The sequence below is a fragment of the Agrobacterium sp. ICMP 6402 genome (assembly GCF_009498615.1).
GTDB classification, from domain to species: domain Bacteria; phylum Pseudomonadota; class Alphaproteobacteria; order Rhizobiales; family Rhizobiaceae; genus Agrobacterium; species Agrobacterium burrii.
The window spans coordinates 99111-122809 of record NZ_QSNV01000009.1 but is presented as its reverse complement, the minus strand read 5'-3'; the positions used below and the strand labels follow the sequence as shown (position 1 = coordinate 122809).

Here is a 23699-nt window from a genome sequence, read left to right as displayed (position 1 = left end):
TCTTAGAACTTGCGCCACGGCGACGACGTCGCGCGATACGACGTCTTGTAGGAGATGTGGCGGAGATAGACCCGGCGCATCAGCGGATCGGATCTGGCCATCATGCGGAGTGCCGCGACTACGACTATCCAGAACGCGATGCCGAACAGTGCTGCGTACCAGGTCAGGACGACGAAGATCAGGATGATGGCGGCCAGCGCCGTCAGCAGCACGAGCTCGCGGTCAGCACCCATTAGCAGGTTCGGACGCGATAACGCCCTGTGCACACGCGAGCGTGCCAGAAAAGAGCCGGCCTCAGCCATGAGCCCCCTCCCCCGCTGTGGCCGGCGTCGCCCTTGGTTCGGGAGTACCTTGCTCGGCCTGTGCGTGGGCCTCGCCGATCGAGGCGCCGGTCGCACCGAAGAGAGCAACGATCTGGGTAGCACCGAGGAGTACCCCGCCCACCAGCGCGACGTAGCAAAGCCGTCTTGCGAAATCATTCAGCTCGCCTCCGAAGATCAGCATGGCGCCGGCAATGGCGACAGCGGCCAGCGCAATGAACCCGGCGACAGGGCCTGTGATCGATTGCTGGATCTGTTGCAGTGGCGATTCCCACGGAAGACCGCCGCCTCCTGAGGAAGCGAATGCGGAATCGGCAAAACCGACAGAAATGGCGACAAGTGTCGCGCCTGTGAGAAGAATGGCGATTTTACGCGACATGGCTGTCCTCATCGATCTGGGCATAATGTTCGGTCTGGTAGCGGCCGTTGCGGTATCCTTCGAGGTGGATCACCTCACGGACCCGCCTCCCCTTTCCCGTTCGCTCGATATAGACGACGAGATCGACGGCCTCGCCGATGACCTCCTGCATCGGCTGCTGGCTGGCTTCCGCCGTCAGTTGCTCCAGCCGGCGCAAGGCTGACATCGCCGTGTTGGAATGGATCGTGGTGACGCCGCCGGGATGGCCGGTGTTCCAGGCCTTGAGCAGTGTTAGCGCCGCACCATCGCGGACCTCGCCAACGATGATGCGGTCGGGACGCAGACGCATCGTGCTCTTGAGCAGGCGCGCCATGTCGATGGTATCGCTGGTATGTAGGGACACGGCGTTCTCGGCCGCGCATTGGATTTCGGCGGTGTCTTCGAGGATGACCATTCGATCGTCCGGGGCCGCAGTGACGATCTCGGCGATGATGGCGTTGGCAAGCGTCGTTTTACCCGACCCCGTGCCACCGGAGATGACGATGTTCATCCGCGCATCAATCGCGCTTCGAATGGCGGACGCCTGTGCTTCCGTCATCACCTTCGACTTCACAAACTCTGTCAATGGAATGAGACGCGAGGCACGACGGCGGATCGTGAACGTCGGTCCAGATACCACCGGCGGCAACAGCCCCTCGAATCGGTGTCCGCCGATCGGAAGCTCCCCAGAAATGATCGGCCGATCGTCGTCGGCCTCCGACTGGAGGGCATGCGCAACACTGCCGATGACAACTTCGGCTGCGGCAGTGCTCATTGCCCCGGCCGGTGCCACGCCGTGCCCCAGCCGTTCGATGAACAGCCGTCCGTCCGGATTGAGCATGATCTCGACCACGGTCGCATCATCGAGGGCGATGCAGAGTTGGTCGCCAAGTGCGTCCTGTAGTTTGCGGACCAGGCGGGGATGGGAGCGGAGCTGGGTCACGCAGCGCTCCTGAGCAATGACCCATCGATCTGCGGGGTCGAATGATAACCCTGTGGGCATACCTGCTCAAAGCTGCCACGGTCGGCCGGAAGTCTCCCGGCGATAGCGATGGTGTTACCGATCTTGGCCGGTTCGCCGATACGCTGCATCGGCCATCCCGCTCGCTTCAGGATGCGCTCGAAGCGGAGATCGGTGGCCGTGACGATCTCGCTGTAGCCGCTCGCCATAGACCATTCGATGATACCGGCGAACAAGGTAAGCGTCGCAAGATGCAGTTGGCTTGCCCCCCTCTGCGAGGCTGGCGAGGTATCGACGCAGAAGCGTGAACTCTCGACCATCCCAGAATGAGGGCGAAGTGAACCTGCATCGAGAAGCTGGGGGAAGGTCTGCTCCAGCATTGTGGGACCGGAAGCTGGAAGGAGACGAACGCAACCTGCGACCTTTCCACCGTCGGCAATTGCCAGAAGATAAGTGGGGCTGCAACCATCGTACTGGTCGCGCTCTTCTCCCGCGGTGATGGAGACGTCCCAGGCGAGACGTCCGCCAAATACCGTCGCGCGAAGACGGTGCATCTGTCTCAGGAAGTCGCGATGGCGCTCGCATTTCTCGGGTGCGACGGTCAATATCCGCATGATGATCTCCGCTTGAACAAGGTCATGCGGACAGAAATCATCTCATTCAGCGTGTGCCTATGTGCAGATCTGCACCTCAGGTGATTCTAGCGAGTCGCTGGTCCGGCTCTTAGAAAGTGAGCGTGTGGTGAGTTACGAGGAGCAGATTCATGTGCAAATCTGCATTTTGCCCCGACGAGATCGACTTACGCAAACAGATGTAAGTCACCGATTCCAATCAATGAATCGGAATAGGCCTTTGATCGAGTGAAAACGCGTTAACTATTGATTAACTTTAAATATCTTGCAAACCGTAGTGGAATAGGTTGTGCTATCCACGGTAAATAGGTGTGTTTACGAAAATTACCGTGTGTACGAGAGGAAGTCGTGGAAAATCCCGCTCAGCTTCAAAAGGCTATTCATAAACTGATCGCTGCCCACGCGCGAGACCTCTCCGGTGCCTTGCACGAACACCGTGTGAAGTTGTACCCGCCAGAGGCGCGCAAAACATTGCGTTCCTTCTCCTCAACGGAAGCTGCAAAGCTTATCGGTGTCAACGACGGATATCTCCGTCACCTCTCGATCGAGGGGAAAGGTCCGCAGCCGGAAATTGGCAACAACAATCGCCGGTCCTATACGGTGGAAACGATTCAGGCCCTACGCGAATACCTTGATCTAACCGGGAAAAACGATCGCCGCTACTCACCCAAACGCTCAGGCAAAGAGCATTTGCAGGTTATCACTGTTGTCAATTTCAAAGGTGGCAGCGGAAAGACGACGACGGCCGCGCACTTGGCGCAATATCTCGCATTGAACGGCTATCGTGTTCTTGCCATCGATCTTGATCCGCAGGCCAGTATGTCGGCACTGCACGGGTTTCAGCCTGAGTTCGACGTCAAGGACAATGAGACGCTATACGGTGCGATGCGGTATGACGCTGAACGTCGTCCGTTGAAAGACGTGATCAAGAAGACCTATTTCGCCAACCTCGATCTGGTGCCAGGCAACCTGGAGCTGATGGAGTTCGAGCACGATACGGCAAAGGTCTTGGGCTCGAACGATCGGAAAAACATCTTCTTCACGCGCATGGACGATGCGATTGCTTCAGTCGCGGACGACTATGATGTCGTCGTCGTCGACTGCCCTCCGCAGCTTGGCTTTCTAACCATTTCCGCTCTGTGTGCAGCGACCGCAGTCCTCGTCACGGTTCATCCGCAGATGCTGGACGTCATGTCCATGTGCCAGTTTCTTTTGATGACATCGGAATTGCTGAGCGTCGTCGCCGATGCAGGCGGAAGCATGAATTACGACTGGATGCGGTACCTAGTCACTCGCTACGAGCCCGGTGATGGTCCTCAGAACCAGATGGTATCGTTTATGAGGACGATGTTCGGTGACCATGTCCTCAATCATCCAATGTTGAAAAGTACAGCTATCTCCGACGCCGGGATTACGAAGCAGACGCTCTATGAAGTCAGCCGTGACCAGTTTACGCGCGCGACCTACGACCGGGCGATGGAGTCGCTGGACAACGTGAATACTGAAATCGCACAGCTCATTCAAAGCGCATGGGGGCGCAAATGAGGACGCTCGCATCTCGCGTAGAAGCGCAAAAGTTGTCAGCCGGAAACTTTCGGGAAACCGCTTATTGTGGGGCGGCAATCTCGACACCCGAGGGGGCCACTAATGGCTAGAAAACACCTGCTCTCCGACCTCGCTGGACCAAAGTTGCCAGCCGGAAACTCCGAAGACATTGCCGCGCAGGATGCTGCCGCTCCGCAGTATTCCCCACGTGGTGCGATAGGTGCGGTCTCGCGCTCCATCGAGCTTTTGAAGTCTCAGTCGCTTACGGAACTCGATCCAGATCTCATTGACGCGCCGCTCGTGGCAGACCGCTTGGAGGAGTCTCCAGAGCAGTTCGAAGAGTTCGCTCGTAACATAAAAGAGCACGGTCAGCAGGTCCCCATCCTCGTGCGCCCTCACCCGTCTGTCGAAGGTCGATACCAGATTGCCTACGGGCGCCGACGCCTGAGAGCAGTGAAGGCTGCCGGCATCAAAGTGAAGGCTGCGGTTCGCACCTTGTCGGATGACGAGTTGGTTCTGGCGCAAGGGCAAGAGAACAGCGCTCGGCAGGATCTTTCATTTATCGAGCGCGCCCTATACGCCGCAGAGCTCGAAGCCGGTGGATTTCAGCGGCCGGTCATTATGGCGGCGCTTGCAGTTGATAAAAGCAATCTTTCCCGATTGATCCAGGCCGCTAAACAGCTTCCAGCAGATATTATCCGCTTGATCGGCGCTGCCCCCAAAACCGGTCGGGACCGTTGGTACGAATTGTCAGGCCGTCTGGGACAAGATGGCGCATCGGAAACTGCCCGTACGTTGCTCAATGACGATGCGGTGAAACGCTTGAATTCTGACGAGCGTTTCGCTCGAGTATTCGAAGCTGTGACCCCTAAGAAGACAAAGGCAGTGAAGATTGAGGCGGAAGTTTGGAAAGCCGAGGACGGCACCAAGGCCGCTCGTTACAAGCAAGACAAGCGTACACTGACTTTAATGATCGACAAAAAGGCCGCTCCGGAATTTGCGGACTACCTGATGTCGGCGCTCCCAGAAATCTACGCTTCGTTCAAGAGGTCGAAGCAGTAAGAAGATCGCAACCAGGAAAGGAACGATAGCGCAAAGAAAAAGCCCTCCGAAACGGTGTTCCAGAAGGCCTCTCTCAGTTTGGTCGCTTAGAGAATCGCATTTCCCGGAATCCCAGTCAAGAGTCAACGCCGCCCCGGCGTAGCCTTTTCTTTGCCTTTTGAAAGGTGAACGAAATGCAGACAGGAAGTGTGACGACGCCCTTTGGGCGGCGGCCGATGACGCTCGCCTTGGTGAAGCGGCAAGTGGCCACAAATGATATCAAGGCTGGTAAAACGGTCGAGAAATGGAAAGTCTTCCGTGATGCCTCTGAAGCGAGAGAAGAGCTCGGCTTGCAGTCGAATAGCCTGGCTGTGCTCGACGCGCTCCTGAGCTTCTATCCGGAGAACGAATTGCGCAAGGACGCGCATCTAGTGGTGTTTCCGTCAAACGCGCAATTAATCCTTCGAGCCCATGGCATGGCAGGCGCCACGTTACGTCGTCATCTTGCGCTTCTGGTCGATGCGGGCCTTATTGTTCGCAAGGATAGTGCCAACGGCAAACGCTATGCGAGGAAGAACGGCGCCGGCGAGATCGAGAATGCGTTTGGGTTCGACCTTTCGCCAATCCTCGCCCGATCCGAAGAGCTTGCCCTCATTGCGCAAAAAGTCGTCGCTGCTCGGTCCGCATTCCGTAAGGCCAAAGAGAACCTGACAATCTGCCGCCGGGATGTCCGTAAGCTTATCACTGCTGCGATAGAGGAGGGGGCCGACGGCGACTGGATGGCGATCGAGGCGATGTACATCGACCTCGTTGCCCGCATTCCACGGTCCCCAACCCTCGCCGACGTCGCGAGCATCCTCGATGAACTTGAGCTACTTCGCGAGGAAATCCTTAATTTGTTGAATTCGCAGTCAAATTCAGAATTTAATAGCACCAATGCTGCTCATATTGAGCAGCACATACAGAGTTCAAAATCCGAATCCTTAAATGAACTTGAACCTAGCTCTGAAAAAGAGCAGGGCGAAAAGCCGAGCAAGATCCGCGGGCCTAACAGCGAGACGCTGAAGGCCTTTCCTCTCGGTGTAGTGCTGAAGGCATGCCCGCAGATTATCGACTATGGACCGGCAGGCGCTGTGGCTGGTTGGCGCGATCTCATGTCGGCCGCGATCGTGGTGAGATCGATGCTGGGCGTCAGCCCGTCCGCCTATCAGGAGGCCTGCGAAACCATGGGGCCTGAAAATGCAGCGGTTGCGATTGCCTGTATCCTGGAGAGGGCAGGGCACATCAATTCCGCCGGTGGCTATCTGCGTGACCTCACCAACCGGGCGGGGCGTGGCGAGTTTTCGCTCGGGCCAATGGTGATGGCACTGCTGAGATTGAACGGGGAAGCTGGGAAAAAATCGGCGTGAATAACCGTGGAACGGAAAGGTTCGCCAAGACCGCTAAACGCCACACGCAAGAGCGGAGTTTTAGCCCCTCACCGGCTCCTCGAGAGGAGCTCTTCGTCGATCCAAAGCCCGGTGCCCGACTTGTCAATGTCGAACCTCAAGGCTAGATACCAAGCGCCGTTTATTTCCCTTTGCTTTTTCCATCGACCATCAAATGGAGGGGGTGCGGGTTGGTGCTGGGTAAACTTTGCGATTGAGCCCGCGTCAAGGGCGGGTACGTCTACCACAAGCTCGCCTGGTGCACGGTCGCGATCGCTTGTATAGATACGGGTTACGAATGTAGATGTGATCCCAGACCGAGACGACGTCACGCCGCGACGAACCAAGCCGCCGCATGGCGTTTGTTCAATACTGATCATAACGTTTAACCATCTGATATTTTGACCATATTTTCCGGTTTTATTAAAGTTTCCGGCTGGCAACTTCAGCCAATATAATAACGGGTATGATAAAACGGTTGGGGCGCTAAGTTCGCGCTTCATCTACTGCGGACGCCCAGAATACCCGTTGGATGTGCCGAGCGTATATGGCCTCGTGCTATCTGCAGGCTTCTCGAAACAGTTTCATCTGGGTCACAAGCGTTGCGGACAGGGCGTGCATATCTTCCGGCGAGAACTTCGCGAGATCGAAAGTCTTGCCTATCGCAATCAAATCGCCTTCCGGATCGAACATCGGAACGATCGGCAGGTCAGCCGCAATGACCCGTCTATGAGTTATTGCTGTATCGCCAAGAGATCGCATTCCAAAAATCTTCTGCCCTAGTTCAAGAAGGTAGTTTTCGGCAATGTTTACTGGACTGTTCAGATTGCCAGGCGAGTACTGCTCCATCTTCAGGATGGCCTGTCTGAGGATTTCTTGGGATTCAGGCAGGCCAGCCCGTTTGAGGGATGCATCAAGCCATTCTCGCTTGTTCATGCCCTCTTCCCAGCGATCGCTGACGGACGCGATCACCTTGAATGCGAAGCCACAGTCTCTCGTGTTCTTGAATCCGGCGAACAATCCCCTCCAATCCGATAGCGCCTCAGGAGGAGACAGAGCCTCAAAATTTTCGGACGTCAGGTTAAGCACAATATGTGCGAGCTCGGAGGACAGCTCGTAAGCGAGCATGACATCTGAAATCTTGCAATAATGCGCGATGAGGTGGGCGGGCGCCGTATAGAGCGTGAGATCCGGATTGTACAAAAATCTGAGGAGTTGCTGACCGTACAGCCGCTGCTCAACGGCAAACTCGTCCTTAGCCAAGGCTCCCATGAATTCTAGATTGGTCCTCATTTCGGACCAGACGGCGTTGATTTCGAGCAGTGCTCCCGCCACGATGGGCTGCCGAGCAATTTGATCGGACGTTTTGTTGTCGAGAAACCTCGTAAACACGATTGGTCGACTCTCATCCAGTTTGCCGGCCGGGTCAAACTCGCATCCGGCCGTGAATTGAAGCCGCCAAGGCATCTTGTGATCGTGCGGTGTCGGGTTTGGATGAACTGTCCGGAAGTATCGGGAATGCATCATCCTCCGCTCGCGATCGTGTAGGTCGATGAAGCGATGGAGATCGGTCTCTACCCCTGCCGAGTTAACACGGGGCAGAAGTCGGTAGCAGTCGTAGAGGCAACGAAGATGAGTTCTACCCCAAAGCGTCCCAATCAGATCAGCCCAGTGGGTTGTCTCGTGCATCATTGTGCCGAACATGTTTCGAAGGTCGGCCGTTGGCTGCTTCTTCTGTAAAGCGGCGATAAAGTCGCCCTTTTTGAAAGCATTAAGATGGATCGTTTGGGACTGCGGATCAAAATAGGCTACGGTGCCTGAGTTAGGAAAGTAGTCTCTCTTGCCCAAGCGCTTCTGAGTTTCTTGATAGTCGTACATCCGGATGTCCCTCGTCGCCGACTGACTACACTTGAGCGCTCATCCTATGAGTGATCTGACCTTGAGCGGCAAGTCAAACACTCAAACCTAGCCGAGTGGACATCCTAATTTGTGAATTCCCGCTAAGACTGCGACGAAGTTCTCCCGATTTTTGCGTCGGAACACTCGTGATTGAGCATCGTATTCCCGCTGAACGGTTTGCGAAACCTACATTAAAATACCAACCACAGGAGATGAATAAGTGCAATATAATCAATCCTGATAACACGATGTTCAATCGTGCATGGTAGTCCGCAAGGTATATATATACGAGGAGCATCCATGCTTGATTGGTTTTTGAATTTTTTTGTTTACGGGACTATGAAGGCGTCAGACTTCCAGTCTGTTGCTCAGCTGACAGTCGCCATATCGTTAGCCTTCGTTGTGGCAGGGCCTGATGTCAGCCGCCTCCTTCGGTCGAGCGTTCTGAAGTTCAAGCACTTAGATACGACGCTAAAAGCGATCACCGCGAGTGGAGCACAAGTCCCAAACACTAGCGAGAGGCAAGGTCTGCTGTCATCCGCTGCCAAGTTCATTAACTCGGACGCGGCCCGGACCGCCCCGGCTAACGCGTCCACTACATGGTTTTACGCGATCTCTGCGGTTATATCTTTCATTATGCTCGTGTATTGCACGTTCGGTGCCGACCTTTACCGAGCCATAGGCGTCATAGCCACGGCTGGGGCTTTGGTTGTGATCACACGTGATGCTTTTTTGGCAGCGAGGCGAGCGAGCGCTTTGCAGGTGCTCGCCAACGAAGTTCATCGGATTACACGCACATTCGATATATCGATTTCTTCGGCACTTTCCCTGTCACAACTCAAGAAAGCCGCTAGCGTGATTGCCCGGCTAGAACTTCAGAACATCGAATTGCGGGAGGCAATCAAGGAACTAAAGGCAATTTAGGCTGTAACCTCGGGCTCCATGCCTCGCACGCCGGCGATCAGGTTCAGCGGGTCAGACTGATAGCAGTTGAGCGGCTTCCTGCATCAATAGGTTGATGTACCGGAGCGCCAATTGATGCGGCATTGGATCCGAAAGTGTGTACGGCACCCTATGATGCTGCGGCTGGTTGAAGCGATTCTCAAACGGTCCCACTCTTTTTCGCGATTACAGCAATCTCGCCGCGCGCCCGCTACGCCGTGTCGCATTGTTGTAATAGCTCGACGCCTGCTGCACCGATCGATGCCTTGACTGCTCCATGGCTTCGGGAAGCGGAATGCCGCGATAGGCAGCTTCTGTTAAATAACCCGATCGCAAGCCATGCGCCGAAAACTCTCCACTCTCCAACCCGGCCATCTCAGCCCGCTGCTTGAGGATCGCGTTGACCGACTGCGGATCGATCGCCCGCCGCGATACAGTTCCCCAGCGTCCGATCGCTCGAAACACGCTTCCGCTCTCGATCTTGGCTGCCGCCATCCAGGCATCTAGCGCCTCCACCGGCCGGCCGGTCAGATAGACGACATCGTCCTGTTCCCCGGAGGTGGTTTTCGTGCGGCCGAGATGGATGGCGAGAGAGGGGAGGGGGGTGCCGTTTTCGACTGGGATCGGTGGCTCGACGGTCAGCTGCTCGCGGCGCAGCCCGGCGATCTCGCTGCGCCTCCGGCCGCCGGACGCAAACGCTACCATCAGGATTGCCCGGTCACGGAGATCGCGCAGGCTGTCGGTGGCGCAGGTCGACAGCAGTTTTGCCAGGACGTCACCGGTGACCGCCTTGGCGCTCTTGCGACCCCGCGTCCGGGGGACGGCGCGAACCGAAAGGCGGATGGCCGATTTCAGGGCAGGGGAGGCGAAGGCGCCATCAAGACCCCGCCACTTGGTCAGGGTCGACCAATTCGCCAGCCTCCGGCGCACCGTCGCCGGCGCGTGCGGGCCGACGGATTTCAGAAACCCTTGGCTTCGAAGGTTTTCGTCGACGTCGCCCGGCATGCCGTGATTGGCATCCGTTTCGCGGCGTTGCGGGTCCCAGAGATGATGCGCAACGAATTTTAGTAGGAGCGCTTCTGGCGCGGGCCAAGGCAGCGATTTCCCGGTTGCTGACAGGCCCCACGCCTCGATATAACTGAGATCCGAGGTCAGCGCCCGCAGCGTGTTGTCGCCCATGCCCTGGTTGACCAGATGGCGCAGCGTCTCGATGTCCTGGTCGGTCAAAAGCTCGGCGAGTTCGTCGCGGCGCTCCATCGGCAGCACGGCGGCAATGGTGTCGAGTTCTTCGGCGCGTCGTTCGACGGCGGTCAGTGATGTCTTGGCTTTGGCCACGGACGCTCCAAAAGGACGGTTTCAGCGGCCTCCAGGGCCATGATAGGCCCGATTCTTTCTGATTTGCGACTCCAGATCAACTACCATCGATAAGCGCTAGTTATCGGTGGTTAGAGCGTCAACCGGCAATCATACCATGTGGGGAACTGTAATATTTAAATAGAGTTCGTATAACAAATCATTTACCATGATTTCAATGGCTTACGATATCGCGAAAATCAGCATACCGACCTTGATGCGGCCGGCATTTGACGCCGGCGTCGCGCTGACGCGTCTGGACGAGCGCGTCGCCCGTTCGCCGGTCGGTCAGGGGTGGATCGAGCGCAGCCACTTCACTGACGCCTGCGCCTCGCTGTGGATCGACGGGGAACTCGTCCATCTCGAAGACCTCGTCCTCCACGACGCCACGAAGGATATTCGCACACCTACCCATGAGCTGACAATCGCCCGCGACGTCCTGCGCACTCGTCGGCGGATCGCTGCCCAACTCCCAGGCTGGGCCCTGTCGGAAGACGGGATTCGGTCGCTGCGCAAAACCTCGGAGACCACGGCGGCTGACACGGGCGAGGTGACGCCCCCCGATGCCATCCGGCGCGCTGTCGCGAACGATCCGGAAGGCGAGGGGGAATACGCCGACGACATCGAACATCTCCCCGGCATCGATTATGCCGCCATCGATGCCGTGCTCGCACGATCGGATGCGGCGATCGCAAACGCGACAAGGCCCGGCCGCGGCGGCGGGGCCGGAAAAGATCCGATGATCTATGATCTCGATTGGGACGAGGATTCAAGGCTCGACGAATGGCGCGGCGTGCTGCGGCAGGCAGAAAATCTGCCGGCGGTGCTGCAGGCGATTGTTGCCCTCGATGCCTGGAACGAGTTTTCGGTGTTGCAGCACGCGCCCTGGCTCGGCCGGCTGTTCGCGGCGTCGATCCTGCGCCAGGCCGGTGTGACGTCGGGCGCGCATCTCGGCGCCGTCAATCTCGGCCTAAAAACCATTCCTGTCGATCGGCGCCGGCATCGAGACCGCGAGACCCGGCTGCTCGCCATCGCCCACGGTTTTTTGGCGGCTGCCGAGATCGGGATGAAGGAGCATGACCGGCTGGCGCTCGCGAAAACGATGATGGAGCGGAAGCTGACCGGGCGACGAACGTCTTCAAAACTACCGGAGTTGGTTGAGCTAGTGATAGCGCGACCGTTGGTGTCGGCGGGGATGGTCGTAAAGACGCTGGACGTCACGCCGCAGGCGGCGCGGCGGATTGTTTTGGAGCTGGGCTTGAGGGAAATGACCGGGAGGGGGAGGTTTCGGGCATGGGGAATATTCTAGTGGTGAGGGTACAAACATCCCGGCCTCGTCCACCTGATCGGCAGACCTTGCGCAAATCAGCACAGTAATAGTGATCTTAAGATGTTGTCGGACGTCTCGACGATCGAGATGGTTGTTTTGTATTTGGGGTACCAGCCTCTCCGAGGCTGATACACGACAGGAGTAGTTGTCGGGCATATGTTTTTGACGCTTCAGCAACCGACGCTTCTGTGACGCCCAACAAAAGATAGACCGAGTGCAGGCCGGCGATGGCCGCAACACCCAACATTTTGTTGTTGAGGTCTTCTGTAAATCCATCTTCCCATCTTAGCCACAGAACCGTGCCGACTGTCGTCAAAACGAGTGCATTCAAGATGAGCGCAATTGATTTCAAGCCGAGTAGATTTCTACGATATCCGTAAGTGACGTTGTCATTGAACAGAATGGCAAAGCGCTTCTGGTCTCGGGTGTTCTCCCGTAACCAGGTTCCACACCGCTCGTAGAAGGCATCAGCCTTTTCCGGGTGCGCCAACTCCTCCTCGGCTGAAGGCGGTTTTTCACCAAGTTTGCCAGCAAGAAACGAAACAATTTTTAATTTCGTGATTTCATCAAGTACCTGGTCTCGATTACGCAGCATGGTCACGGTCGGTTTGCCTCCCGATCTGGCATAGAGCTTTGGTTCAATCCGTTTCCCGTGCCGTCTGGCAAAATCCGACAAAGCGAAGAGCAAGATCGCAACAGATAGAGACGACAGAGCCTGCGAGAGACTGAATCTGTTCCATGGCACGAGCAATGTGGCAAGCACGAATACAGGAATGGCAGCGATCAAGGCGGGGATAATACGCGCTCTTAGCGTATAAGTGTCAGGCAAACCAGGTATCATGAATTTACCTCCGAGATCGAAATTACGTGGGCAACAGCGCTTTCAGCCCCAGGCTCCGTGGAGCCCACCGCATCGACGACCAGACCATGAAATCTTTCCGGAGTCCGGATGATGATGAGAGCGGGAAACGTTTGCGCAAAAGCCATTTGCACACCGGTGGCGAGGTCCGTTCGAGATGCCGAACTTTCCGCGAGATGATTGTGCCAAGTCCCAACAGGGAAAAGTGTACCGCTCGCCCGGTCAATGTAAGACTGTAGTACCTCAGCAAGCCCTTCGATTCCGAGCAGAAACAGACTAGCTGAAAACTCGCTATCGGCAGGCGGCGGTATCGCATCAACGATGTGAAAGCTGTTGGTGGTCTCGTTGAAACGGCCCATCAAGACACCGCCTGTCTCAACATTCGGCCGGGCATAGATTGCTCTCTCGATAATATTGGCGACATGCGCAGAAATTCGAACTGAGGGCGCGCCTGCGCCTGCTACGATCGTGAAGGGCGGCACGGCGTGTCGGGTCCATTGCTGACCGAGGAGATCGTCATCGATCTCGCCTAACATGATTTCACCGTCGTTGGTAGAATCACCATTAAGGATCCGAGACAAGGTCATAGCCATTGCTGGAACTGGGGCCGAAAGAGTCGCGTCGGACATTCGCGCCGTGAGCGTTGAACATCCTTGACCGACTTGGACGAGATCTCCCGATTTGGCGAAGACCGTCTCCTTAAGTGTGGGGCTTGCGCTGATCAGACGATAGGCCTCAGCAGCAAGGTCCTGTACGTTTGGATTCGAGCTTGCGCCTTCAACAGCGAGGTAAGCCACCCTTCCGCCGCCCATCAAGCTCGTCTCGATCGCTCTCGGCCTGGAGAGAAGTACCATGGGAAGACAAAGGGCATCGGTCACTGCCGGCGACCCGGTCGAATCCACGATAAACTGAGTTCCGTTCGGCCATGCGGTCTTGCGCTCGTCGTCACCGCCCAGCGCGCAGAGCGCGACTACGTCACGATGAAAGCCAGAGGTAGCCTGTCCGAGTAAGCCAATCGCATCGATGAGCGCCTGTGTCTTTCCGTCGTTGAAAGCCTCAATTCTGTGACGTGGAAGAAGCCCGTGGCGCGCAAAGTTGTGGGGCCTCAGATTGCCGTTATCGACGACTATCCGCGGCGCCGATCCCTCTCTCGCCAAGTGGAGTGCCAGTTTCGAGCCGATGCTTCCTGCGCCGAGCAGCGTCCATCGGGGATTGTGGCTTACTGGCTTACCCGACATTCGCCGCATCAGTTTGTCGCTTATCACATCTCGCTGGGCTGCAAGTCGAACGTGACACAGGCTGGCCTCGTCCAGATCGCTGGTGCGTTGGATTTCGACAACGTATGGCAGTAGTTCTATTGGGGAATCCTGGCCTATGACGTCTATTGGGCGACGTGCCATCAGGATGATGGAAATAAGGACAGGCGAAGAACCCGTAAGAAATTTCAGTCTCCGCTGGAGCAAACCTATCTGAGCTTTGAGATGATCCGCTACGCCGAGGCTTTTGGCGTGGTCAAAAAGCTCAGCCACGCTGGAAACAGATTCTGGTAGGTAGCGCCCAGCGAGGAATGGGCCGCCCGATGCAGCACGTCCAGGCCAAACCACGATCCCAAGCCCGACCTGACCGAAGCGCTGGCTCCACTCTTGGAGGCTGTTATCTCGCAACGTTGTGGGGCCGATGAAGTGGGCGCAATAGCAGCGCCAATCACCATTGGTGACCATTGTGAAAGGCGCTTGATAGAAAGTGCCGCCGCCCTTTGCATCCACGCGGCTGCGAAGAGCGACGGCGTCGACTTCGACGAAATCGTCCAAGTGGTCACGACGGACAGGTTCCCACCCTTGAGTCGGATTGATTAACTCCGCTCTCGCCGCTTTTTCCAGCCAGTCAGCAAGTTGCGTAACAAGACCCTGTGCGCCTCTCAGCCTTATTAGATCACGTGGACTGCCATCAATATAGCAAGGTTTGGGGGGCTCTGATGATGAAGCGGGCAGGAGGTGAGGATGAGACCTGTCAAAATCGGCCCGCAGGGTCACATCGGGAACGTCGATAGGGTACAAATTGGAAAATCGGAACGTAAGGGGCTCAATCGCGAGAACGCCATTGTCGCTGAAACCACGCGCGCGCCATCTGTTGCCCAACCCCGTGTCGATATGCACGACGATCGAAAGATTGACTCCTAAATGGTCTTCAACACCCATTACGCGCGGATGTGCTCGAATGAGCCGCACCGCGCGCTGGATTGCCGAGTTGGGGATCTCCACCGCCGTCATCCGTGTTTAAACGGCTGAGCGCCAAGTGCGCTGGAGCTTCCTGCCGCTGCCCCTGCAAGCCCAAGAATTGCGGGAGCTGTGAGGTTTGACGTTACCTTTCTGTCTTTTTGTTTCGGCCCGCCGGAGGACGTGAGCTCGAATTCGAGAGGCTCGTTGCCTTTGAGCTCGCCTAAGCAAGTAAATGTGCCAGTGACAGGTTTCAGGATCGATTTGTATTCGCGCTCGGCCCGGATGCACGGAGGGTCTGCCTCGTCGTCGAGGATCTCTTTGCTGCTTGCAACGATCGTTGCACCCGACAACGGCTGTCCCAGAGCCTTCCGAGCGTCCTCCGAAACCTCGGCATCTTCACCGCATTCGGACCAGCTGTCCCACGAGAGGCTGTGCCAGGAGCAATGATGGGGAGCAACAAGGATGTCGTATTGGAAAACAGAAGGATCCTCTCCGTACTTGTTCCACATCCGCTCCCAAATGCCGACTTCAGCATCTCCACCGAGGAGATAGTACGTCGGGTTGGAAAGGTCTATTTTTCCCAGGGAGAGGTTGATTACGACACTCGAATTATTTTTGCTAAGGAACTCGGCCTCTTCGTCATCACTGGCCAGCAACGGTGCCAGAAGATGAGCCCCGAAAGTGGCATCTGTTACGCCGCAGATCGTGTGGAATACATCGCCGCCCTTCACAAGGATCTCCGTTAGGTCGTCGGTTTTGCCGCCGACGTCCTCGCCGAGAATTTTGATCTTGTCACCTTCATACGCGTGACCGTTGGCTCGAAAGTGACGTACCCTGCGACGTGCCTCCGCAGCCCAGGCTTTCGCATCATCGCAGAGGGAGTGTTGGCTAGACGCTCGCCGAAAAACGATCGGCGACGACCACATCTCTCTGATGACGATTTTGTCGTCTTTTTCGTTCCAGTTGTCCAAAGGACCGAGATGAAAGTGCTTCTGCAGCCCACGGCAGTGGTCGTTATCAGGATGCGTAAGCAAAAATGCATCCACATAGCGGCGGCCGTGTTCATCGCGTTTGAGCCGCCCCTTAAGTTGTGCGGCGACGTCAGGGGCATCACCTTTAGGGTCATCGGCTGCGGCTCGTATGTTGATGTCAACAAGGACAGAGTGTCCGTCGCCGGTTTCGATGAGGGTCATATCCCCGTTCCCCACTTTGAAATGCGTCGTCTGTGCAGTCATTGCTTAAACTTTCTTGGGTTGATGAATTCAGGAATGATGCGTGACAGACGAGCAACTCTTTCCAATCGTTGTCTCGATGCTATCCCCAGTACATTGACGCGAGACTCGTGTGCCTCCATAAAAGGTAAGCACGAAGCCATAACGAATCAAGTAATGCGATGCGTTTTTTATGAACGAATCGGGAAATGGGAGGCGTCAATGTCGGAAGATGGCGATCGCGAACTGCGCTGGGGTGTAGTTAAGAGACTGGAATTTATTGATTTTCGTTTGTTTTGGGACGGGTTCTTTAACCGCAAGGACCTTGTGGATTTCTTCCGAATTTCTGCGCAACAGGCGTCATCGGACATCTCTCACTATCAAGAGCGGGCAACCAAAAATCTCGAATACGATAAAACCAGGAAAACCTACGTCAGAACGGCGGAGTACGAACCAGTCTTCATTGGCCATTTTTCAGATCGCTTTTTGCTCCAGCTGATGGCGATGGAGCGTGGTTGGATGAGTAAGGACGACACATGGTTTGATGAGACGCCGCCGGTCGAAGTTGTTGGCTCGCTTCGACGTCGCGCAACTAGGCCAGACCATCTGCTTCGAGTGCTCGATGCGATAAAGCAGAATGCCGAGCTAGAAATTGAATATGAGTCTTTGACTGGGGCAGCTGGCGGCGCGCGGATAATAGCCCCGCATTCGTTCCTATATGCCGGCGGAAGATGGTACGTGCGTGCATGGTCCAAAGACCACAACGATTTTCGAGATTACAGTCTGAATCGCATTAAGCGCACGGGACTGCCTCTGTCCTGTACAGTCGACCCGAAGCTCGATCTCGAATGGCACCACACAATCGATCTGATTCTCATTCCAAATCCAACACTCGCCCAAGCAAAGCAGGACGCGGTAGCGGCTGAGTACGAGATGACCGACGGTCGACTTGTGCTGACAAGCCGGCTCAGCGCCGCATTTTACCTCATCAACGAACATAACCTTGACGTGCCAGTAGGCGCCCTAAAACCGGAAAAGCAGCAGTTAATTCTTCAAAACGTCAATGACGTTTTGCAGGCCAGAGATGTTGCGCGGAAAATGTCTGTCGAAGCACTGAGAAAAGTGAACCCCTCCAAATGAGTTTGGATTTTTCACGTATCGGTCAACAACCATCATGACAGCCACAGCAATGCTTCTGTTTGGCAGTCATGCAAGAGGTGACCAAGATTCACGTTCAGACACGGACCTACTTCTCATAACGCAGGAAGACGCTCCGAGGCATGTGATGAACGGACATCTCTCGACGTCACTATACTCGTTTGAAGACCTTCGAAGTCGCGCTCAAAACGGGGACCTTTTCGTCTGCCATATTCTCCGGGAGTCGATTCCAATTTACGATCCCGCTGACCAGCTGAACATGCTCAGATCCGAGTTCAGTTTTCGGCAGTCCTATGGGGACGAGATTCAGCGTGCGACCGACCTCGGCTGGTTTCTTGTCGAGCACGGCATGAGCATAGGCAGCGGTGCTCTGGTCAATAAGCGCATCGCCTGGTGCGTTCGCACCATATTGATCTCGAGATCGGCTGAAACGGGCATCCCCGTCTTCTCTGCTTTGAGTTTGGCTGAATTCGCCAAATCAAACGCTGTTTTGACACTCGTGAAGAACAAGGACGAGACTATCATAGATGCTGAGATACTGCGGGACCTTGAGGTTCTTTTAGCGAGCTTCGGCGGGAAGCGGATATTTCGACCAACGGGTAGTTATTCGGACTACCGCCGGCGGTTTGACAGCACTATGAATAAAGTTGGTCTCGGAACCCTTAGGGCCGATGCAGTTGCGTCCTTAGGGTATCACGAGTGAATGCCCATCTCGCAGAAAAGGGGCAGTTTCAAGTGTGGACGGTTACAATCCCGTCACCCCGACGTTGACTGGCTATCGACGCCATGATGCCCCTTAATTTAAGGGGCATAAATAGTTCGGGCATATTTGCTTCCGCGCCGCTCTCACTTGTGCCGTCTGCCGTCGAAAAATGATCTGATTTATTTTAAAAAAGTCGCTTGACACCTTTTTTTAAGGCCTGTATGGTCGGATCATAGGAAATCCCTCTATGATGCTATTGACTCTTGTCAGGCGATAACGTATGTTAACGCTTGTAGGCCTATGTGCGCTTTGCATTCCGGCTGAAACCAGCCCCGCTAAGCGGGAGAAAGAGAGTCATATAAGCAATGAGGAATCCGAAATTCGATGTCCAAGAAATTTAAGTATGTGAACGAAGGCGCGAGGCGCGCTTTCATGGACCTGCCAAAAGATATTAGAATCAATTTTTCAGGCGAGATACGAAGAGTTCAGGACGGCGACGACCCACTCGACGATTTCAAGGTTCTCAAGGGCGAATGGAAAGGCGTCATCGAACTGCGCGAAAACGGTTCGCCCGCCTACAGAGCCGTATACTGCGCAAAGCACCTCGACACAGTCTACATCCTCCATGCCTTCACCAAGACCAGCGAAAAGGCGGATCAGAAGGAAATGGATACGGCACTCTCCCGCTACAAGGAGATGATGGCAGAGGTCCGGGAGTTAACCCAGGCCGAAGCAAGAGCCGCGAAAGACAAGAAGCCGTCGAAGAAATAAAATTCCGGCGACCGGATCAAAGAGAGGCCGTTTACGCGGCCTCTCTTTGTTTTTCTTCAACGCCGCAGACGACGTGATGGCTGCCGTCGAACGAGGGCTTGAATCGGTAGCCGAGAACGGCCAGATATCCGAAGAGCTTCTGAACCGATAGCACGGCGATCTTGCCGCGCACGAGTTCGCTCACTCGCGGCTGCGGGATATCAAGTGCGGCTCCAATATCGACGTTCTTCCAGCCGCGCTCCTTGAAGATGGCGACGAGCGTGTTGACGAGATCTGATCGCAACGTCAAATCCGCAGCTTCGACCGGATCGTCCGTGATCGAGTCGAAAATGTTATCGTATTCGAGCTGTGTCATAGCAGAATTCCAAACTTAAAATTACAGAATTCTGTAAATAGGTCAAAATGACGGGGCCGTCAAGTCGGGAGGCCAAGGATCGCACGGTCCGGCAAAATGTTGCACGGAACTATCAGCGTTCAAAGTCAACGAACGCCAAACGTCTTTACGCACACACTGCGGTCTTCCACCATCCGGCCTACAATGTTGCCGTTCTCTTCAGATGCTGAGGCCTCATTTGAAAATAATTGATTTTTCAATGAAGTGAAGGTGGTTGCCCGTTCGAATCCGTTCAAGAGCATTAAAAACTGGATCTCGCGATTAATCCGGTACCAGCCTTCTCACGTTGTCGATGGTCGAGCATCGAATGCACCACGCGCTTTCTCGATAATCTCCTGGTTCAAACGAACCCAGTTCATCACCTGCTCCAACGGTTCGACCAGCGATTGTCCGAGGGGCGTCAGTTCGTATTCCACCTTCGGAGGTATCGTGGGAAAAGCCCGCCTCTCCACGATGCCGTCCCGCTCAAGACCCCGCAGCGTTAGGGTGAGCATGCGGTGCGACACGCCGCCGACCTCTCTCATGATCGCATTGAAACGCACTGGTCCATCGGCAAGCACGCCGACCACCATCACCGTCCACTTGTCGCCGACGCGGTCAAGCAGGCTGGAAATCATCTGGCACTGGCTATGATCGCTGTCTGCGAATTTTGGTAGACCTGACTGGTCCTGTTGCGACACGAGCTTCTCCTTGATTTCTGCAGATGGCGGTCACGATAGCACGCGACCAAACGAACAAATAGTTCGTGACGATCAAATCAGAACTGGATTGCCGTCGCTCAAGGTGCGCGCCCCAGCCATGCCACGAACATCGGTGATCGTAGGGAACAAATTTGTGCATTCTTGTGCCGATACCCCCGATTTCCATATGTTTGTCACGAACATAATGTTCGTTGGAGAATGTGTATGAGAATGTGTCAGCGGCGCGAACGGGCAACTTGGAAAGGCCGTCCTCGGTTATCTCGTCGAGCATGGAGGAAACGATCTCGTCGGCATATCACGCCAGCCGGAGACAGTGATCGCGAACGTCGAGGGGCGGTTCGGCGACTATGATCGACCCGACAGCCTTTCGGAAGCCTATGCCGGGCTTGACCGGCTGCTTCTCATTCCCAGTGCCGATCTCAGGCCAAACGTGCGGGGGCCACAGTTCCGTGCCGCCATAGACGCAGCGGTCGCAGCGGGGGTGAAGCATGTCGTCGTGGTCTCTCTGCAGGGCACGCGGAAGGTCGATGGGCCTTCCATGGGGCGCGATTTCTGGATCGGCGAACAGCATCTCATTGCAAACGCATCGTCCTGGACAATCCTTCGGTCTGGATTCTATGCGGAGGCCTTCGCGCAGGAAGTCCAGATGTCGGCCGCCCATGGCATGCTGGCCGGGCTCGGATATGAATCGGTGACATATATGGCCCGCGACGATCTCGCGCGATCCGCCGCGGCTGTTCTGACGGGCGACGGGCACGAGGGAGCCATCTACCAGATCAGTGGACCCGAGAGGATCAGCGGCGAACAGAAAGCCGCTCTGGTCAGCGAACTGATCGGGAAGCCTGTCGGATTCATCGCACTTTCAGAAAGCGATCTGCGATCCGGACTTGCCGCGGCGAACCTACCTACCGACCTCGTGGAGGCGATCGTGGAAACCAAGCGTGATTCTGCAGCCCATAACCTCGACTACCTCTCGGGTGATGTGGAACGATTGACAGGGCGCGTTCCGCAGAGTCTGCGCCATGTTCTTTCTTCTCTGTTGCCGTGAGGATTGAGATGCAACGATCATTCACGCATGTCACCGTCGGCACGAACGATATCGTCCGGTCACGCAAGTTCTACGATGCCGTTTTGAGTGCGCTCGGATGGAGCCGTCTTGGGGACATGGGCGATAGCGGATCGGCTTGGGGGATTGACCGCCCGGCCTTCCTCGCCGTGAGGCCGATCAACGGAGAAGCGGCGACTTTCGGAAACGGTGCGACTATAAGCTTCCAGGCACCTTCGAGTGCTGCTGTCACTGCTTTTCATACTGCGGCGCTGCGTTTCGGAAGCCCGGATGAGGGTCCGGTCGGGCCAAGACCTTGGGCACCGCATGCTGTTGCAGCCTACACCCGCGATCCTGATGGCAACAAGCTTGCGGTGTATTTCTTGGGGCCGCAGATGAGTTGAATAGATCTGCTGCGCGAAAACGAGCAAGCGAAAGACGGCAGGAACCTTGCTCCTGCCGTCTTTCGCTGATTTCACATCGGCCTAGATGTCGGCAAGCACGGCCGGGTCCCCGGAACGCCAGACATTGTCGACCGTGTTGCGCGTGATGACCCAGACATCACCGCTCCTCGCCAGTTCGACATCGTAGCGGTTCTTCATCATATAAAATCGTGATGGATCGCTGCGCAGAACATGCTGGGCTTCCACGAGCACGTCCATCCGGGCGGTATCGCCGTCGATGGTGACGAGAGGATTGCTGACGGAGTGGGTCGTGTCGACAGAGCGAAGCGACGTCGACAGGGCCGTAACGATAACATCCCTGCCTTCGATAACCGGATATTCGAAACCCGCCTTCGCCCCGGCTGGCCTGAAATCAGAAACGGCGTTTTCGGCAAGCGACGATGACAGAAGCGCCTGGTCGCGCAGATCGATGCCTGCTGCGAAGCGATAGAGGGCTTCAACGACCGCCAGCCTGTCGGCAGCGTCTTGCGTGAGGGAGGATGATGTTGTCATGAATGTACTCCTTGTCATGCCGGAGGCCTGCGGAATGCAAACCTTTTCCGGCCTCGGCGCCATGGGAGCCGATGGTTGTGGTGGGGTGAGCTTGGGTGGAACCGCTATTCGAGGTCGGCGTCGATCCGCTCGATCAGTCCCGCCGCATTTATCACGATCTTGAGGATGCCGATCTCATGACCGAAATCTCCGGTGAAATCGACGCGGACATCTGATGTGCGGTCATCGAGCATCTCGATGGACAAGAGCCTGGTCTCGGTGTGGTAGCCAACGAAGAATCGCTCGAGATACTGGCGAACGCCGTCAGTTCCCGCGAAGCCATCGCCCACCGAGACATCATCGATGACCGCATCCGGTGCAAACAGGGACAAGGTTGCCTCGACATCGAATGCATTGGCTGTCCGGATGAAGGATTCGACGATCTCTTGCATGGTCGGCTCCTCAGATGTCGATGATCATCGTGTCGGCAATGGTCTGCGCGAAGCTGGTTCCGAACAGTGCCGCGGGCGTCTGGAAACCGGGAAGGGCCTCGCCTGCCAGCACACGACGGCCGGCCTCGGCTGCGGCCATTGCCGTGAACGTATAGCCGTTGACGGTTTCGAGAACGGAACGGGTGATCCTTCCATCCGTGTCGGTGATTTCGACGGCTGCCTGGTAGCGGTTGGCCAGACGCTCCGCTTCGCTCGGGCCGTCCGGGAGAGCTGAGAGATCACCCTGCGGAAAACCGTCGCCGGTGACATGCACGAAGGTCTCGATATCAGCGACACCTGTGGCCCGAGCGATGGTGACAAGGTCGGGTAGCGTCACAGGGAAGCAGTCGACCGCGCCCTTGCCGAAGTCGAACTTGCGGATGCCGGTCGCCGGGATGGCGACGAGCTGGCCGTCGACGCGTGCCAGGGTCTCGGTCGTAACATTCTCCATGGCGGTGATCGCCGACCCGCGCGACAGTCCGCCCGCGACATGCAGGGCAACCCGGATCCCGAACGGTTTCGCAACCCGCGCAGCGGCATGTCCCGCGAGACTGCCGAGCATCGCGACACTTCCGCCACCGCCGGGCATGAGCATTGTACCAGCGGCCTTGGCCTGATCGTCGAGCACTTCCGCCAGACGGTAGCTGTCGAGTTCGGCCGCAGTGTCGAGGTAATGAACGCCGGAGCGGATCGCTGCCGTCATCAGTGGCTCGGCGGTGCGCATGAAGGGTCCGGCGCAGTTCAGGAGGACGGTGATGCCTGCGAGGCCCCTGTCGACCTCAGCCGGTTCGTCGAGACTGAAGACGCGATAGTCCACCCCAAGTTCGGATGCGAGTTTGAAGAGGGCCGCTTCGTTGCGGCCAGCCAGAACGAGAGGCGTGCCTGCCGTCTTCGCATGTTCTGCCGCCATGCGGCCGGTATAGCCGGTCGCGCCATAGATCATCAGTTTTGTCATGTCAGTGCTGCCATTCCTTGTAGACGAATTCGAGGCTGTAGCCGTCGGGGTCGCGCACCTGCGCGGCGTAGTAACGTGGGTCGTAGTGGAGCTGTGCTCCGGGCGGATGGATTTCCGATGCGCCCGCCAACATCGCAGCGGAAAAGGCGGTATCGACTTGGGCCTTGCTGTTGGCGACGAAGCCGATATGTGCGGCGCGTCCCTCGACCACACCTTCGCGGAGCCAGAAGAACACCCGACCATTCGCGCCAAACCCCTTCAGGTCTGGGTGACCGGGAGGGCCATCCTTTCCATCGTAGTCATGGACGTGAACAATCCCGAGAGAGGCGAGCGCTGCCTCGTAGAACGCGATGGACCGGGCGATATCGCTGACGGAAATGAAGACATGATCGAGCATGGTGGCCTCTTTC

General features: G+C 56.4%; 24 protein-coding genes and 1 pseudogene. 10 read left to right on the top strand and 15 right to left on the bottom strand.

Annotation, left to right across the window (positions count from 1 at the left end; all coding sequences use genetic code 11):
• Nucleotides 1–2 precede the first annotated feature (2 nt).
• Genes DXT96_RS20890 through DXT96_RS20875 form a run of 4 tightly spaced genes read right to left on the bottom strand, consistent with a single transcriptional unit; the run spans nt 3 to nt 2292 of the window.
• A complete protein-coding gene (locus DXT96_RS20890; protein ID WP_153516293.1) occupies nt 3–302 on the bottom strand; it encodes a conjugal transfer protein TrbD in 300 nt (99 codons plus the stop codon).
• On the bottom strand, nt 295–699 hold the full coding sequence (gene trbC / locus DXT96_RS20885; protein WP_153516292.1) for a conjugal transfer pilin TrbC: 405 nt from the start codon (nt 697–699) through the stop codon (nt 295–297). The genes DXT96_RS20890 and trbC overlap by 8 nt, the downstream gene beginning before the upstream one ends.
• Nucleotides 689–1660: a P-type conjugative transfer ATPase TrbB gene (gene trbB / locus DXT96_RS20880; RefSeq protein ID WP_371418953.1), complete on the bottom strand. Its 972-nt coding sequence runs from the start codon at nt 1658–1660 to the stop codon at nt 689–691. Before trbB ends, trbC begins: the two co-directional genes overlap by 11 nt.
• Nucleotides 1657–2292, bottom strand: a complete 636-nt coding sequence (locus DXT96_RS20875; RefSeq protein ID WP_153516290.1) for an acyl-homoserine-lactone synthase — start codon at nt 2290–2292, stop codon at nt 1657–1659. Before DXT96_RS20875 ends, trbB begins: the two co-directional genes overlap by 4 nt.
• 366 nt (nt 2293–2658) lie before the next feature.
• On the opposite strand from DXT96_RS20875, the gene repA reads away from it, so the two are divergent.
• The 3 genes from repA to repC all read left to right on the top strand — a co-directional run bounded on the left by repA (nt 2659) and on the right by repC (nt 6305).
• On the top strand, nt 2659–3855 hold the full coding sequence (gene repA, locus DXT96_RS20870; RefSeq protein ID WP_020046783.1) for a plasmid partitioning protein RepA: 1197 nt from the start codon (nt 2659–2661) through the stop codon (nt 3853–3855).
• 102 nt (nt 3856–3957) lie between these two features.
• Nucleotides 3958–4917: a plasmid partitioning protein RepB gene (gene repB / locus DXT96_RS20865; RefSeq protein ID WP_153516289.1), complete on the top strand. Its 960-nt coding sequence runs from the start codon at nt 3958–3960 to the stop codon at nt 4915–4917.
• A gap of 173 nt (nt 4918–5090) precedes the next feature.
• Nucleotides 5091–6305 (top strand): plasmid replication protein RepC, encoded by a 1215-nt coding sequence (gene repC / locus DXT96_RS20860; protein WP_153516288.1) that lies wholly within the window; start codon nt 5091–5093, stop codon nt 6303–6305.
• A 576-nt stretch (nt 6306–6881) separates the two neighbouring features.
• On the opposite strand, the gene DXT96_RS20855 is transcribed toward repC, so the two are convergent.
• Nucleotides 6882–8201, bottom strand: coding sequence for a hypothetical protein (locus tag DXT96_RS20855; protein WP_153516287.1), 1320 nt, complete (start codon nt 8199–8201; stop codon nt 6882–6884).
• Between the two features lie 321 nt (nt 8202–8522).
• Here DXT96_RS20855 and DXT96_RS20850 point away from each other — a divergent pair, with 321 nt between their 5' ends.
• On the top strand, nt 8523–9146 hold the full coding sequence (locus DXT96_RS20850) for a hypothetical protein (protein WP_153516286.1): 624 nt from the start codon (nt 8523–8525) through the stop codon (nt 9144–9146).
• Nucleotides 9147–9350: 204 nt separating this feature from the next.
• On the opposite strand, the gene DXT96_RS20845 is transcribed toward DXT96_RS20850, so the two are convergent.
• A complete protein-coding gene (locus DXT96_RS20845) occupies nt 9351–10499 on the bottom strand; it encodes a site-specific integrase (protein ID WP_371418952.1) in 1149 nt (382 codons plus the stop codon).
• A gap of 187 nt (nt 10500–10686) precedes the next feature.
• On the opposite strand from DXT96_RS20845, the gene DXT96_RS20840 reads away from it, so the two are divergent.
• Entirely contained in the window at nt 10687–11826 is a 1140-nt protein-coding gene (locus DXT96_RS20840; protein WP_153516285.1) for an RHE_PE00001 family protein, read from the top strand.
• A 76-nt stretch (nt 11827–11902) separates the two neighbouring features.
• On the opposite strand, the gene DXT96_RS20835 is transcribed toward DXT96_RS20840, so the two are convergent.
• From DXT96_RS20835 to DXT96_RS20825, 3 genes are all read right to left on the bottom strand, one after another.
• Nucleotides 11903–12688 carry a hypothetical protein gene (locus tag DXT96_RS20835; protein ID WP_153516284.1) on the bottom strand — a complete coding sequence of 262 codons (786 nt, stop codon included), beginning with the start codon at nt 12686–12688 and terminating at the stop codon, nt 11903–11905.
• Nucleotides 12685–14904 (bottom strand): hypothetical protein, encoded by a 2220-nt coding sequence (locus DXT96_RS20830; protein WP_194287692.1) that lies wholly within the window; start codon nt 14902–14904, stop codon nt 12685–12687. The genes DXT96_RS20835 and DXT96_RS20830 overlap by 4 nt, the downstream gene beginning before the upstream one ends.
• Before the next feature lie 68 nt (nt 14905–14972).
• Nucleotides 14973–16118 carry a metallohydrolase gene (locus DXT96_RS20825; protein ID WP_246670615.1) on the bottom strand — a complete coding sequence of 382 codons (1146 nt, stop codon included), beginning with the start codon at nt 16116–16118 and terminating at the stop codon, nt 14973–14975.
• Nucleotides 16119–16358: 240 nt separating this feature from the next.
• On the opposite strand from DXT96_RS20825, the gene DXT96_RS20820 reads away from it, so the two are divergent.
• From DXT96_RS20820 to DXT96_RS20810, 3 genes are all read left to right on the top strand, one after another.
• The gene (locus tag DXT96_RS20820; RefSeq protein WP_153516281.1) at nt 16359–17276 is read left to right on the top strand and encodes a WYL domain-containing protein; all 918 of its coding nucleotides are present in this window, start codon (nt 16359–16361) and stop codon (nt 17274–17276) included.
• A gap of 34 nt (nt 17277–17310) precedes the next feature.
• Complete coding sequence (locus DXT96_RS20815; protein WP_371418951.1) at nt 17311–17997, top strand: nucleotidyltransferase domain-containing protein; 687 nt, start codon at nt 17311–17313, stop codon at nt 17995–17997.
• 432 nt (nt 17998–18429) lie between these two features.
• Nucleotides 18430–18768 carry a type II toxin-antitoxin system RelE/ParE family toxin gene (locus DXT96_RS20810; RefSeq protein ID WP_246670614.1) on the top strand — a complete coding sequence of 113 codons (339 nt, stop codon included), beginning with the start codon at nt 18430–18432 and terminating at the stop codon, nt 18766–18768.
• A 31-nt stretch (nt 18769–18799) separates the two neighbouring features.
• On the opposite strand, the gene DXT96_RS20805 is transcribed toward DXT96_RS20810, so the two are convergent.
• Together DXT96_RS20805 and DXT96_RS20800 are read right to left on the bottom strand one after the other, a co-directional pair.
• On the bottom strand, nt 18800–19123 hold the full coding sequence (locus tag DXT96_RS20805) for a helix-turn-helix domain-containing protein (RefSeq protein ID WP_153516278.1): 324 nt from the start codon (nt 19121–19123) through the stop codon (nt 18800–18802).
• A gap of 320 nt (nt 19124–19443) precedes the next feature.
• Entirely contained in the window at nt 19444–19842 is a 399-nt protein-coding gene (locus tag DXT96_RS20800) for a winged helix-turn-helix transcriptional regulator (RefSeq protein WP_371418950.1), read from the bottom strand.
• Nucleotides 19843–20095: 253 nt separating this feature from the next.
• Here DXT96_RS20800 and DXT96_RS20795 point away from each other — a divergent pair.
• Nucleotides 20096–20911: pseudogene (locus tag DXT96_RS20795) on the top strand (NAD(P)H-binding protein); the annotation flags it as partial.
• An 8-nt stretch (nt 20912–20919) separates the two neighbouring features.
• A complete protein-coding gene (locus DXT96_RS20790) occupies nt 20920–21312 on the top strand; it encodes a VOC family protein (protein WP_153516277.1) in 393 nt (130 codons plus the stop codon).
• A gap of 81 nt (nt 21313–21393) precedes the next feature.
• Here DXT96_RS20790 and DXT96_RS20785 read toward each other — a convergent pair whose 3' ends face one another.
• From DXT96_RS20785 to DXT96_RS20770, 4 genes are all read right to left on the bottom strand, one after another.
• Entirely contained in the window at nt 21394–21864 is a 471-nt protein-coding gene (locus DXT96_RS20785; protein WP_153516276.1) for a nuclear transport factor 2 family protein, read from the bottom strand.
• Nucleotides 21865–21968: 104 nt separating this feature from the next.
• Complete coding sequence (locus DXT96_RS20780; protein WP_153516275.1) at nt 21969–22295, bottom strand: nuclear transport factor 2 family protein; 327 nt, start codon at nt 22293–22295, stop codon at nt 21969–21971.
• A 10-nt stretch (nt 22296–22305) separates the two neighbouring features.
• The gene (locus tag DXT96_RS20775) at nt 22306–23289 is read right to left on the bottom strand and encodes a trans-acting enoyl reductase family protein (RefSeq protein WP_153516274.1); all 984 of its coding nucleotides are present in this window, start codon (nt 23287–23289) and stop codon (nt 22306–22308) included.
• A gap of 1 nt (nt 23290) precedes the next feature.
• Nucleotides 23291–23686: a VOC family protein gene (locus tag DXT96_RS20770; RefSeq protein ID WP_153516273.1), complete on the bottom strand. Its 396-nt coding sequence runs from the start codon at nt 23684–23686 to the stop codon at nt 23291–23293.
• Between the last annotated feature and the right edge of the window lie 13 nt (nt 23687–23699).